A 14,414-nucleotide genomic window follows, 5' to 3' on the forward strand; every position below is an offset into this window, starting at 1 on the left:
CATGAGCGTTATTCTCAGAGAATACGAGCAAAGACTCGATTCAGTTGCAACACTTATCCAAAAAGTGAAAGATCGTCAATCACAAACTACTGGAGATTTGGTAAAGCGATATGAAGTATTTCGTCAATAGTCTAACTTGCATTTTCCACGTTTTTCATATACTGACTTCTAGTCAAAAGCGTTCGAGCGGCTATCACCCGCGAGCTGAGGAAAGAAATGTTTCTGTCATTGCGAGAAACGAAGCAATCCAGCAACAAAGTAGAATCCTCCGGAGTTGTAACACTTCGTGAAAAAATCTACCAATCAAGTATCCGCTTTCGGTGGTACCTCTTGGATTCGTCATTGCGAGGAACGAAGCAATCCAGCAATAGAAAATCTAAGCCCTAAGCACACGTTTATTTCGTGGGCTTTTTTGGTTTTATGAAGAAATTCCTGAAAAAACATTTATGAAGAATTATTTTATGAATAGTTATCACTTTAGTAGTAGTACATTTTATTGTTAATTTTGAGCTTATTCAGAATACAAAAATGATCTGAGAATCATGGATTAATCTTATAAATTGATGTATTCTTATTATTACAATGTCCATTGGATCAATTTTTCTTATATGGTTACTATTTTTGATGCACAAAGAAACAGCAAAAGATTTAGAAAGATTCCTCTTAAAGAATCTTACAACAGCATGTTTCCTGCTAATTATGATTCTGGGGTTTCATGGAATCTTATGAAATATAGAGAAGAATTTTACTCTAACTGCTATAGGAGCAATACTTGTATTCTGGTACTGATATAAAACTTATGAAAGAGATAAAGAAATTCAATTAATACAATATTTTTCTGAGAAATATAATAAAATAAACTATGAGATAAAGAATGCGGAAGAATACAGTGAAGATTTAATGATAGCAAGATTTTCTGAATTAATTAATCTTTGGTATAGTGAGTTCCATTTATGGAAACAATGATATATATCTGATAGCTTGTGGAATGATTGGGAATATTGGATTAAATCAGACACTTTCATTTATATAGACGAAGGTCGAGCAGGCTATAGTGATAGATATTGATATAAATATCAACTTGAGGATGCTAAGGCATTTGATATTTATTTTTTGAAAGCACTAAGTTGAAATATTGGATTTTTTAAATTTTCTAAAGAAAAAAAGTATTGAATGATAAGTTGGAAAGATTTTCTTTTAATGTTATATCCAACCATTAATGATTGCCATAAAATGATACAAAAACATACAAAAGAAGATATTAAAGAGTTATGATCTTTTAAATATATAAATGAATTATTCATCGCCCTCGAATCTGATCTTAAATAATAACTATTCTCCCATGTCCTTCCCCTCCATCTCCCCAAAACAATCCTTTCCAGCCCTCGAATTTTAAACCAACTTTTTTCTCATGCCAAAACAATACCTCATCTTCGATTTCGATGGTACGCTCGTGGATAGTCTATGAGATACTGGGAAAACCATACTCAGCATACTTTCTGAAGTTCCTGACACGAACATCGACAAGGCAAATGAATATTTCCTGAAAAGTACATGAACACCACTGATTCAACAAATTGAAGAATTTTATACATGAAGAAATATAAATTCCCGAGAATTAAGTGAGAAAATATATACAAAATTTCTCACATTTGATTGGCAATTTTTCCCATGAGTTCGAGAAAAGATCCAGGAATTGGCAGGAAAATATACGCTTTTTCTCACCACAGGAAACTCGACTCCGGTAGCTGAGAAACACCTCAAAAAATCGGGAATCTATGAGTATTTCGCAGTCATTCTCTGAAGTGAAAAAATACTCAAATGACACCAACATCTGGAAATATTCGAATGATATTCCCAAGACAAAGAGTTCTATCAGAAATCTATCTACATTGGCGATGGGAATTCAGACAGAGACTTCGCCAGAGAAAAATGAATCGACTTCATCCATATCTGAAATTCTGGAATAGACAAATATGAGATTCCTTCAGTAGTTGATATTGATTCGATTCTCAATCTTCTCACCTAGTTTTTAATCTTGAATTTTTAATCTTTAATTTTGAATTATCATGTTCCCCTCTATCTCCCCAAAACAATCATTCCCAGCTTTCGAATTTTAGATTTATTTTATGTATTTTTTATGCACGTTCTTCTCTGTGGCATATCTTGAGTATGAAAAACAACACTTGCAAAACAGTTAAGTAAGGATTTTTGATTGATTTGTAGTACATCAAGTGATGATATTCATACATGGATTCGTAAGAACTTCTGATTTTTAGGACAGGGTGAATTGGATATTAACTCTCCGGAATATAAAATAACTCAACTTATAACAAAAGTATATCAACAAGTTGAGATACTTTTACAATCAAGAAGAAAAAATATGGTGATTGATGCTGCAAATCAAACTGAAAAGATACGATCTAGGATAGCTAAGTTGCTGCCTGAAAAACCGATAATCATATATATAACTTGTAACCAGGAAGAGCTTTATCATCGTTTACAAAATCGGGATAATCCAGAAGTATGGTTAGAATTGCATCTCAAACAAAAAACTAGCTTTGAACCTCCTGAAAATCCAGATATAATCTATAATACTTCAACTGATTCCTACGAGTATGTAAAACATCAAATTGCCTTAAGAGGCAAAAATAAATAGCTTTAAAAATCAAAACTTTTTAACTTTCATTCTATGCCTTTCCCATCCATCTCCCCAAAACAATCATTCCCAGCTCTCGAATCCGAGATTCTCGCGTATTGGAAAGCGAACAATACCTTCAAGAAATCCATCGAATCCCGTCCAGAGGACAATCCATACCGATTCTACGACGGTCCTCCATTTATCACCGGAACTCCGCACTATGGAAGTCTTCTTTCAAGTATCGTGAAGGATGTGGTCGGACGATACTGGACGATGCGCGGCAAGCGTGTCGACCGCGTCTGGGGTTGGGACTGTCATGGTCTCCCGATAGAGGAAAAAGTCCAGAAAAAGCTCGGTCTCAAGTCAAATCGCGAAATCGAGGAACACGGGGTAAAGTCATTTATCGACGGTTGTTATGAATATACTCAATCTACCTCTGCAGAGTGGGATTGGTATATCGACAAGATCGGTCGTTGGGTGGATATGGATCGTGCGTATCGCACCATGGATCAGGACTATATGGAGTCCGTGATGTGGGTGTTCAAGCAGCTCTGGGACAAGGGTCTCATCTACGAGGGAAAGCGTGTTTCGCTCTACTCTTGGAAGCTCTCGACTCCGATTTCCAACTTTGAGGTGGCGATGGATGACACGTATCAGGACGTGAACGACCCAGCGATTACGGTGAAGTTCCGACTTGAGGCTAATGATAAATTCCCAGAAAATACCTCTATCCTCGCCTGGACGACGACTCCATGGACAATACCTGCGAATATGGCGCTCGGAATAGGGGAGAAGATTACCTACGTTCTCGTAGAAAATAATGGTGAGAATTATATCGTTGCTGCAACTCGTGCGGAGACCGTATTCAAAGGAAAAGGAGAATACACGGTTGTTCGTGAATTCTCTGGCGCTGACCTCGTCGGACTCTCATATATTCCACCATTTCCAGAGTACTATAAGAATAAGTGGGATGCCTTATCTCCTGAGTGAGTTCAATCAGAAATTCTAAAACATTTAACCAATTCTAAAGCGTATTTTGATTGATTAAAAGAAGGAAGACTTAGAACTTATCACAAAGTTTATGCTGCGGATTTCGCGACTGATACCGATGGTACTGGTATCGTACATATCGCGCCAGAGTTCGGAGATGTCGACTTCGGTCTCGCGAAAAAGTACGGAATCCCCGTGACAGAGGCAATGGACGAGGCAGGGAAGTACACGGCAGAGATTTTCGACTACGAAGGGACTCACTACCTCGACCTCGAGAATCCTGAGAAATGAGCCAACAAGATCAATATCGAACGCATGAAGGCGAACAATACACTCTTCAAGCTTGAATGAATCACACACCGCGTGCCATTCTGTCCACGCTCTGGAACTCCACTCATGCAGCGCGCACAATCATCATGGTTCATCGATATCCAATCACAGAAAGACAAGCTCCTCGAAGCGAACAAGCAGATTAACTGGTTCCCAGAATACTTGAAGGAAGGTCGATTTGCAAAGGGAATCGAATCCGCGCCAGACTGGTGCATCTCTCGTACTCGTTTCTGGTGAGCACCGATGCCAGTGTGGATGGGAGAAGACGGCGAGCAACTCGTTATCGGTTCTCGTGAAGAGATTTTCGAACTCAACAAGCCGTTTGGACAACTCACGAAGCTCATCATCACTCGCCATGCAGAAAGTGTTGCAAATGTAGAAAAACACTATGACGATACTGGGGATTCTCCGCTCTCAGAAAACGGAAAGAGACAGGCTGAAGAACTCATGGCAGAACTGAAAGATAAATGAATTGATATCATTATCACTTCACCGTTTCTTCGCGCAATCCAGACAGCAGAACCTCTCGCAAAAGAACTTGGAATTAAAATTATTACAGATGATAGACTGAAAGAAACTGATCATGGAAAATTTGCAAATGCAGACTACAACAATGAAAATACTCGGAAACTTGTTCGCGAACAAAGAGATAGAATTTTTACAGATAAAAGCGTAAAATTCTGAGAAACAGGAGAATCATATACAGATGTCGAAATGCGAGTAAAAACCGTAATAGAAGAAATATGTGAAAAATATCCTGGAAAAACTGTGTTTATCGTGAGTCATGGATTCCCTGTCAGAATAGCTACAGAATATCTTACTGGAAAACGAGCATCAGAAACAACAAAGAATGCTGACGCGAGAACATTTATCCTCGACGTTACCAATAAAAACCTTCTCAACCTTCACCGTCCATATATCGACGCTATCAAGCTCAAATCTCCAAAAACAGGAAATACTCTCACACGTATACCAGAAGTCCTCGACGTCTGGATGGACTCAGGTTCTATGCCGTACGCGCAGATGCACTATCCATTCGAGAACAAGGGTGAGATGGAGGCGAGCTTTCCAGCGGATTTCATCGCGGAATACGTCGGTCAGGTTCGTGCTTGGTTTTATGTGATGCACGTTCTCGGAGTACTCCTCAATCCGAACAATGAACCGACTCCAACTCCATCATTCACGAATGTTATCACAACCGGTGTCATCAATGGAAATGATGGCCGCAAGATGAGTAAATCATACGGAAATTATCCTGATCCTCGTGCGACGATCGAGAAATACGGAGCTGATCCGATCCGTTTCTATATGCTCAATTCTCCACTCCTCTCAGGCGGAGATATGGACTTCAAAGAAGAGGGAATTATGGAGACGATCAAGGGTGTGATGCTCCCAATCTGGAACACGTATTCATTCTTCACAACATATGCAAACATCGACGGCTGGACGCAAGATGAGACAGAAATCTGGTTCACTCGTCATGCGGAAAGTGAATCGAATGTGATACAGAAAATGAGTGATGGAACTGATGATCCGAAACTCACAGAAAAAGGAAGAGAGCAAGCAAAGAATGCTGGAGAAAAACTCCGTGAACAAGGGAAGAATTTCGATGTCATTATCTATACAGATCGCGTTCGTACATACGATACTGCTCGTATTATTGGCACAGAAATTGGATTCATAGGAGAATATATCGTCCATGATGGATTCGCAGAACAATCAGCTGGGGAATATGCGAACAAGACGCTCCAAGAAATTGCTACAATGAAATGACTTCCAACCGATACGAGTCATGTGGAACTCAGAAAAATCTACAAAAATAATTCTGCAGAAAATCTCGAACAATTCGAGAAAAGAATCCTTGCAGCCTATGAAGATGTCCTCGCGAAATACAAAGGAAAACGAGTACTCATAATAGCTCATGCAGGAACACCTCGTCCGATTCTCGCGAACTATATGGGAATGGACAAAGAAACAGCGAATTACAATACTACTATCCACAATGCTGACCCATTCCGACTCGCAACGACCAAAATCGTAAATCCGCTCGACCGTTGGATCCTCTCGAAACTTCAGGTTCTCATCGGACAAGTACACGACGCCATGGAATGATACGACATCTCTCGTGCCTGTCGTGCCATCGTCGACTATATGGATGAGCTCACGAATTGGTATGTCCGACTTTCCCGCCGACGTTTCTGGGGATCAGATATGACTGATGATAAGAAATCCGGATATGAGACACTTCACACCGTACTCGTGGAAGTATCGAAGCTCCTCGCTCCATATATGCCATTCCTCGCGGAAAGTATTTTCCAAGGATTGACTAGAAAGGAATCTGTTCACCTCGAATATGTAACCTTCCCAAATCGTCATCTCATATCGAGTGATCTGAATCGTGATATGGAAATCTGTGAACATATCGTCTCCCTCGGACTCGCGCTTCGCTCACGCAAAAATATCCGTGTCCGTCAGCCACTCCAGTCTGTCACGATCACGCAAGAACTCGACGAATACTACCAGTCCATCATCCGCGATGAACTCAATGTGAAGGAAGTCCGATTCGAGAATCCAGAAAGACTCGCGAAAAAAATCTGCAAACCTGATGCTCGAAAGATTGGTCCAAAATACGGAAAAGATGTACAGAAAGTCATCATGGAAGCAAAGAATGGAAATTTCGTAGAAAAGGAAAATGGTATCGTCGATGTTAGTGGATTCATCCTCGAAAGAGGGGAATACACAATGGAATACCTTCCACTCGAAGGTGTCGGCGACGTCGAAGGTGGCTATGGTATGGTGATTTCTCTCGATATGAACATCACAGAATCACTGAAGCTCGAAGGATATGCTCGCGACCTTATCCGTGCCATCCAAGAGATGCGAAAAGAGGCTGACTACCAAGTCACAGATCGTATATCGCTCCATATTTTCGGTGAGAAACACGAAGAAATCCTCGCATCATTCGGAGAAATGATCCAATCCGAAACGCTCGCTACAATCGCTCCGCTCATGGTGAATCCTGACCTCCAGAAAGAAGTAGAAATCGATGAGGGAATCACTCTCACAATCCAGATAGAGAAATAAATCTCAGAAATAGGAAATCTTCCAACTTACTTGGAAGATTTTCTTTGCATTTCGTCATTTTCCCATATGATATGCGATAATTGAATTCTTTATTTCATCCGAACATGCTCCAACTCTTAGTATTTTTCGCTATCTTCACCAGTATCATCTTCTGATGGGCGTATGCTATGAGTATTCTGATTATAGGACTATTCCCATTCCTTTCTGCATTCACACTTCATTGGATGCTATTTTCTCTCTCAAGTACGACTCTCTTCATCGTCGGACTCATGGCAGGAAATGTATTCCAGAGTGAGATTATCAGTGTGATATATCGAATCGGATCCATATGGCTCTGAGCCTTGACGATCACGGGTGGAATCGCTATTGTATTTATGATTATAGCGCAAATATTTGGGCTTACGTATACGCATGTTGGATTTTTCATACTTTTCATTATTTTAGCATTGACAGTAAATATCTGGGGAATCTATGCGAGCTATGTTCCGAGAATCACCGAATACAGCGTGAACATAGAGAAAAATCATGATTGGCATGGGAAGAAAATCATTATGGTGGCTGATACTCACTATGGAAACATTTATGGTCGAGAAGACGCTCGAAGACTCGTAGAAAGAATCAATTCACTTTCTTGAGAAATTGTTATTATTCCTGGGGATTTTTTCGATGGCCCAAAAATCGACTATGAAGCCGTAGCTCAAGAATTCAGAAATATCAAAGCACCTCTGGGAACACTTTTTGCCAATGGGAATCATGAAGAATACAGAAATACTGGAGTCATCATCGAATCGCTCGAGAATGCTGGAATCACTATTCTCAACAATAAAAAAGTGACTCTGAATGGAATGACTTTCGCAGGTGTCACGTATCATGCATCCGAAAGTGCCGCAGGACTGGGGCACAATCTCGATACACTCAATCTCAAAAAAGATGAACCAGTAATTCTCCTCAAACACAAGCCAACACTCTACACGACGATACAAGAATATCCGATTGATCTCGTGGTATCAGGACATACGCACCGCGGACAGATGTGGCCTTTTTCTTATATCACGGATCTGATATACAAGAAATATTCTTATGGTATGAATATCGATAATACACTCACTTCTATCACGACAAGCGGTGTCGGAAGCTGGTGACCACCACAGAGAATCGGAACACGCAGCGAGATTGTGGTCATAAACATACAATAAAAAATCTCTACAATATTAAAGATTCCTCGGAAATATGCATATTTCTATCATCGATGATGAGAAAATCCTCACAAAAAATGTCGCAAAAAAACTCAAGAATAATGGATATTCTGTGAGTCCTTTTACCTCATACAAGGAATTCATACAAAAATGAGATCATCATTCTGATCTCTATATTATCGATATTTCACTCTGAGATGGGAACGGTTTCGACATCATAGAAAATCTCAGAAAACATAAATGTATAGCTCCAGTCATGATCATATCATGATATGAAGATAGTGATAATATCATCTATGGACTCAACATCGGAGCGGACGATTACCTGACAAAACCATTTATTCCAGAAGAACTCCTTGCTCGAGTCCATGCACTTCTGCGTCGACCACGAATGATTCGAACTGTAGAAATTCTCTCCTATAAAAATATTCACCTAAATGTTTTTGAGGGAAGTGTCGAAGTAGATGGAGAAATCATTTCTCTCTCAAAAAAAGAATTCCTCATTCTAGAACTCTTTCTCAGAGCGCCAGGAAAAATAATAGAACGGTCTGAACTTATCAGAAAAGTCTGGTGATCATATCAAGAATTGGAAGTATCAGATAATACAATCAATGTCACACTCTCGAGAATAAGAAAAAAATTCGGAGAAAATTTCCTCCTCGAGACTGTATACAACCATGGTTTTGTACTAAAGTAGAGAATCCTTTGAAGAATTATTTTCTATAAAAATATACCCTTCACCACGAATATTGCGTATCCATGTATGGAGGGAAAAAGGCTGGAGCGAACGTCTGAGACGAAGTATATGAATCCGTATGTTTCGTCTCGTATCGAAACAAATATCTCACCAAACTTTCCCTGTCAAAAAAGGTTCACTCAAGAGTTTTTCTGCATTCACAAAAAAAAGAGAGAAAATATATTTGTTGGTTTTGGTTAATGAGATTAGTGAATCTTCAAAGAAAAATTCATTCCTATCAACATCGAAACAAATCTTCTTGTACATATACACATTGTCTGTGCAGGAACTTTTTCATTCCATGTGATAGTACTTGAACCAATGCATCACGCGAATCTCGAGTTCTCTCATACGAACGCCCTTTACGATATAATCATTCGCTCCTATGGTGAACGCATTTTGGATTTTCGAAATATCATCTCTTCCACTAATCACAATGATAGGAATAGTGATTCCCGCTTCACGAATGGACTGGATAATATGAAATCCGTCATATGGGTTTCCCGAAGTATTGGGAGCAAGATGAATATCAGTAAGTATGATATCATATCCTTCAATCAGGGAAAACATGCAAAGAAATTCCGAAAATGAATGCACGATGTCAACACGATTCACGAGAGAATTTTTCTGGAATGCCTTCTTCAAGTGTTCAGCGAAAAAACAATCATCTTCAATGATGAGAATATTCATAGAAACTATACGGGAATAATAATATCAATGCGTGCACCGTGGAAATACGTTCAGTTATTTGCAGAAATTCTTCCATTGTGCATTTCTACGATACGTTTGCAGAGATAGAGTCCAATGCCCAGTCCTGCCGAACCAGATATTCCCGTAGTATATTTGTCAAAAATAGTCAGTATATCAATATCAGAAAATCCTTTGCCGTTATCTTCAATCGCAAAGTGGAATTGATGGTCTCGGACATATGCTTCGATATATATTTCTGGTTCGTCTGACTGAGAAAATTTGAGAGCATTATTGAGCAGATTCGTGAGGACTTGTTGGAACTGAATCTTGTCGATAGAGATAAATCCCATACCCGAATCGATTCGACGAACAAAATGGACATTTTCATGTATCTTCTCATAGATATCCAATTCCATATTAAGCAAGTTCTGGATCTGAATGCGTTCCTTAAAAAGACTCACAGATCGAGTATCATAATACTGTACAGAAAAAAGTTTCGAGAGAAGATCTCCCACTTTCACGAGTTGCGCATTAAGAATTTCGAGTTCTTCATAGACATTTTCACGAGAAATCTGCGTATCAGAAATATCATCCATAATACTATCTACCTGAAGTATCGCGCCAGCAATTGGTGATTTTATCTCATGAGAAATCATGCTGATGAATTCTTTTTGCTTGTTGATGAGATCGTTATATTCTATCGTTTTTTCATCCACTTTCTTGTCGAGATTTTGGGAGAAATCTTGGAGCTGTTGATAAGTTTTTAGATACTTCGTATGAAGCTCGAGAAATGTAACAAAATCACGTAACAAACGAATCTCACTAATCGTATAGAATTCACCAAATGGCTTAAAACCAATAATAAATAATCCTTTCAATTGATTATCTTTATTGTCAAACAATGGAAAAATCAGAGAATATTTCGGGGAAATTTCTGACATAATTTTTTCCATGTCGTATTTGCGGCATTTTTGTTCGATAAATACAACATCATTGATAAAAATTTTCTCCTTATCAGTAGACAGGAATTTTCCTAATTCTCCAATGTTTTCTGAGGAATCAAAAAGCTGAATATATGATGTGGCGGTCATGAATATTTTTGAAAATTCCTTTTTCAAGAAAAAATTCAATTCTTCAAGATTTGTAATATTTGGGATAATTTTCTCCAATCTCTGAATATGGAAACGCAGTTTTTCTCCGTTGGCATCTCCCAGGAAAATCCGTGATAGAATGTTGGATATAATATAAAAAAACGTAATCGCAATCAATGAATCAATGATTCCATAAGTATCTTGCAATGTCCAGAAATTAGAAAGAGAATTCTCAATAGTCGAAAAAGAAAATTCTTTCACAAGATTCAATAATCAAACACTCATCGCGAGAGAAAGAAAATGTATACCTATTTTTCCGTATCAGTATCAGAACTGTGGAAAATAGTATCGCTTAATCGTATAAATGGTAAAGAGTGCAAAGAATCCAAAAAATAACACTATCTCTTTTTCCAGTATCCAGATTCCAAAAATAGGAAGAATGAGTTGTAGAACAATAAGGGAAAATATAAGAAGAAAAGCCCCGAGAAGTATATTTTTAAGACGTACACGATTCAAATACGTTTGTCTTCTGATTTGTCTGAAAGAAAAATATATAAATAAAGCAATAAAAATACTATGAAGCAGAAGATGGACTGGGAATAATATTCATGTAACTTCACGATATACATCACCTTCCTTTACCAGTCTAGCAATAATAGTGTCAGTGAAGAGATATAATGATAGGATTGCTGCAAAGCCACAAAGAACTAAATATAATTTCTTCGATGAAAAAGTAGCCTGAGATTTGTGAGAAAAGAAATAAACAAAGAGAAATAAACTATACACCCATACAACCCCTATGGCAAAGGCAAATCTGGATAAGAATAACAATGTCCCTTCTCAATAAAATCAAGAAAAGAATAAGAAATACGCAAGGAACCATAGTGATGATCCAATGGAAGAAAGGAAAAAGAAAAATCATCAGAGATTTTTATATTGTCGCCACAAAACAATTCATCAAAGAATCGATAGGGAAGTAGACAAAAGATAAATAAATGTATAATAACTCATAAATTTTTACAGAATTGAAAAGAGCTAGACTAACAGTACTCCCGAATGAGCTTCACAAATCATTTAGGTCATTGAGTAAATCTTTCTTTATACATTGTGATCGGATCAGGATATACAATAAGATTCGAATCATACATCTGTTGCATTCTCGCTGGATTCCCATTCAGAGAAACACATTTTCATCAAATACCAAGAGAGAGTTTATACATAGTGTTTCTTTTATCAACTTCCGTTATTCATGGAATTGCATAATTTTCTGGCAATATTTCTGCAAACCTTTTTAATATTCCAAATAGTACAAATGGACTTTGATATTTTTCTATGATTCCTATAGAGGAAAGCGTCAATATCCGTTCTGGAGAATATCAGAGTACAGCACGCGCTTCTCTTTCTAATCTATCCAACCAATCATCACCGAGAGAGCCATTATGATCGATTCACAATGGATTATAATGTTGGAATTCCCGGAACGCTGCTTCCCGAATATTTCCTATATACCCATCTTCTAGCCCAACAATTTTTCCTGTTTCTTTTTCTCGACAGAGCACAAGAAAAGCATTCACACTTTTTGTATAACGTGCACGAATATCTGTTACATGTTGCGAACCAAACAAAAACTTCGTCATTCCTCCACATTCCTTATCTGGACATGGAATAGCAGAATCTCAGAATTCTTCTTGTATCAATTCTCAGACCATTTTCTCAGCAAGAAGTTCCGCTGGAAATATATCTTCAGCAGCATATATTTTTTTGCAATCTGGACACTGACACAGCTCTCACAATGAATTCATTCTAGACCAAATATCCTGACTCACAATCTGAATTTCTTGAATCACTGAATCTGACAAGTTCTGAGGATTTTCTACAGCCTCAATCTCCAACGCTGAGTTTTTCATAAAAATAAAGGTAAAAAAATAGCACGTTTTTTATACATGCTATTTGTTGCAATTGTGTTACTTTCCGAACCAAAAACATTGCATTGATTTTCTCCGATTTCGACATAGAATCTCTGGAAGTTAACTTCCTATTTATGAGATCATTTATTCATCTTCATCCGCACAGAAAGCTTCAGATTATTATCGTGATTTTTCTGGTGAGCTGGCTTGTTGGAACATTTCTGATCCATCAATTTGAATCAGCACAAAATTGGTCATACTTTGATGCCTTCTATTTCACAGTCATCACAACTGCAACTATTGGCTTCTGAGACTATATTCCTCACTCAATAGCTGGAAAGATTCTCACCATGATGTATGCTTGTTTACGTTCCGCTTTTTCTCTATTCTATGACCCTGATATTTCAAGGGAAACTCCAGAAGATTCATGAACAGGAGGAATTATTCGAAAGAAATATCTGCAACACAGAAAAAGATATTGAGCGTATCATCGAGGATACACCTCTCAAAAAATAGTGAATTATTATTGGTTCTATGACAGGATGTCTTCTGGCAAGTGGAGTTGCATGGATTATCGCGGAAAAAATATAGGAATTTTCTCTTGCATTTTGAAACTTTTTCGTACAATGATTTCCACAATATATTGTATCTATTAAGCATATGTCTACACAAGATAAAGGAAATGTTGTTCAGAGAAATCCTATATTCAACCCAGAAGGGAATGATCTTATTTCTGCTCGAACGATTATCAAAGCTTCCACAACAGGAATTTTCAATCTCAATGATGTGAAATATCCATGGGCAAAAGCGATGTACCAAGTCATGATTGGGAATTTCTGGGTACCAGAAAAAGTCTCTGGACTCAAGGACGATCAACGAGATTTTCATAGTGTTCTCACACCTGAAGAACAACGCGCCTACAAAGGAATTCTCTCATTTCTCATTTTCTTGGATTCTATCCAGACCGTGAATCTTCCGAATTTTTCTGACTATATCACCAGTCCGGAAGTGAATCTCATTCTCGCAATCCAAGCCTACCAAGAATCCATTCATTCACAGAGCTACGCGACTATTCTCGAGACAGTGGTGAGCTCTGAAGATCGTGATGCTATATACTATTATTGGAGAGAAGATGAGATTCTCCTCAAGCGCAACGCCTATATCGGGAAAATTTATCAGGATTTCATCGACGAACCAACGGATCACAATTTCTTCCGTGGAATCGTCGCGAATTTCCTATTGGAAAGCCTCTACTTCTACAACGGATTCGCTTTCTTCGATACGCTCGTCGACCACATGAAGATGCCAGCAACTGGACGTATGATTGCCTATATCCGTCGTGATGAACTCACACATGTGACACTTTTCGCGAACATCATCAAGGAAATCCGAAAAGAATTCCCAGAAGTCTATGATGAGAAACTTCTCCGTGAGATGACCAAAACTGCCGTCGAACAAGAAATCGAATGGTCAAAACATATCCTCGGAAACAAAATCCCTGGACTCAATGGAGAAACTACAGAAGGATATACTCGTTGGCTCGCCAATCAGCGTCTCTCGATGCTCGGACTCGAACCACTCTACCCAGAAGCCATCGTGAATCCATACAAGCATCTCGATCGTCTTCAGGACCCAAATGCTGACAAAGGAAACTTCTTCGAGACAACGGTTATCAACTACACACAGAGCTCGAATATGGCAGGAAGCTGGGACTTCTAAAAAGAAAAATCCTCCGAGAAAAATCGGGGG

General features: G+C 38.4%; 13 protein-coding genes. 9 read left to right on the forward strand and 4 right to left on the reverse strand.

Translation table 25 applies throughout. From position 1 onward, the window contains the following. Positions 1-168: 168 nt before the first annotated feature. A complete protein-coding gene (locus tag PHY14_02810) occupies positions 169-360 on the reverse strand; it encodes a hypothetical protein (GenBank protein MDD2693838.1) in 192 nt (63 codons plus the stop codon). Positions 361-621: 261 nt separating this feature from the next. Between PHY14_02810 and PHY14_02815 the strand changes: the two genes are divergently transcribed. From PHY14_02815 to PHY14_02840, 6 genes are all read left to right on the forward strand, one after another. Then, entirely contained in the window at positions 622-1,329 is a 708-nt protein-coding gene (locus tag PHY14_02815) for a hypothetical protein (protein MDD2693839.1), read from the forward strand. Positions 1,330-1,411: 82 nt separating this feature from the next. Beyond that, positions 1,412-2,029: an HAD hydrolase-like protein gene (locus PHY14_02820; protein ID MDD2693840.1), complete on the forward strand. Its 618-nt coding sequence runs from the start codon at positions 1,412-1,414 to the stop codon at positions 2,027-2,029. A gap of 111 nt (positions 2,030-2,140) precedes the next feature. Continuing rightward, entirely contained in the window at positions 2,141-2,659 is a 519-nt protein-coding gene (locus PHY14_02825; protein MDD2693841.1) for an ATP-binding protein, read from the forward strand. Positions 2,660-2,692: 33 nt separating this feature from the next. Then, a complete protein-coding gene (locus tag PHY14_02830; protein MDD2693842.1) occupies positions 2,693-7,045 on the forward strand; it encodes a class I tRNA ligase family protein in 4,353 nt (1,450 codons plus the stop codon). A gap of 104 nt (positions 7,046-7,149) precedes the next feature. Continuing rightward, positions 7,150-8,241 (forward strand): metallophosphoesterase, encoded by a 1,092-nt coding sequence (locus PHY14_02835; protein MDD2693843.1) that lies wholly within the window; start codon positions 7,150-7,152, stop codon positions 8,239-8,241. Positions 8,242-8,275: 34 nt separating this feature from the next. After that, positions 8,276-8,938: a response regulator transcription factor gene (locus PHY14_02840; GenBank protein MDD2693844.1), complete on the forward strand. Its 663-nt coding sequence runs from the start codon at positions 8,276-8,278 to the stop codon at positions 8,936-8,938. Here PHY14_02840 and PHY14_02845 read toward each other — a convergent pair. Together PHY14_02845 and PHY14_02850 are read right to left on the reverse strand one after the other, a co-directional pair. Next, complete coding sequence (locus PHY14_02845) at positions 8,930-9,667, reverse strand: response regulator transcription factor (GenBank protein ID MDD2693845.1); 738 nt, start codon at positions 9,665-9,667, stop codon at positions 8,930-8,932. The genes PHY14_02840 and PHY14_02845 overlap by 9 nt on opposite strands. 5 nt (positions 9,668-9,672) lie before the next feature. Continuing rightward, positions 9,673-10,608, reverse strand: coding sequence for an ATP-binding protein (locus PHY14_02850; protein ID MDD2693846.1), 936 nt, complete (start codon positions 10,606-10,608; stop codon positions 9,673-9,675). A 980-nt stretch (positions 10,609-11,588) separates the two neighbouring features. Here PHY14_02850 and PHY14_02855 point away from each other — a divergent pair. After that, positions 11,589-11,738: a hypothetical protein gene (locus PHY14_02855; GenBank protein MDD2693847.1), complete on the forward strand. Its 150-nt coding sequence runs from the start codon at positions 11,589-11,591 to the stop codon at positions 11,736-11,738. A 60-nt stretch (positions 11,739-11,798) separates the two neighbouring features. On the opposite strand, the gene PHY14_02860 is transcribed toward PHY14_02855, so the two are convergent. Then, positions 11,799-12,665 carry a hypothetical protein gene (locus tag PHY14_02860; GenBank protein ID MDD2693848.1) on the reverse strand — a complete coding sequence of 289 codons (867 nt, stop codon included), beginning with the start codon at positions 12,663-12,665 and terminating at the stop codon, positions 11,799-11,801. Positions 12,666-13,022: 357 nt separating this feature from the next. On the opposite strand from PHY14_02860, the gene PHY14_02865 reads away from it, so the two are divergent. Together PHY14_02865 and PHY14_02870 are read left to right on the forward strand one after the other, a co-directional pair. Continuing rightward, entirely contained in the window at positions 13,023-13,181 is a 159-nt protein-coding gene (locus tag PHY14_02865; protein MDD2693849.1) for a hypothetical protein, read from the forward strand. A 144-nt stretch (positions 13,182-13,325) separates the two neighbouring features. Continuing rightward, positions 13,326-14,384: a ribonucleotide-diphosphate reductase subunit beta gene (locus tag PHY14_02870; GenBank protein MDD2693850.1), complete on the forward strand. Its 1,059-nt coding sequence runs from the start codon at positions 13,326-13,328 to the stop codon at positions 14,382-14,384. Positions 14,385-14,414: the final 30 nt, after the last annotated feature.

The sequence above is a fragment of the Candidatus Gracilibacteria bacterium genome (genome assembly GCA_028687475.1).
Lineage (GTDB): Bacteria > Patescibacteriota > Gracilibacteria > BD1-5 > UBA2023 > STC-74.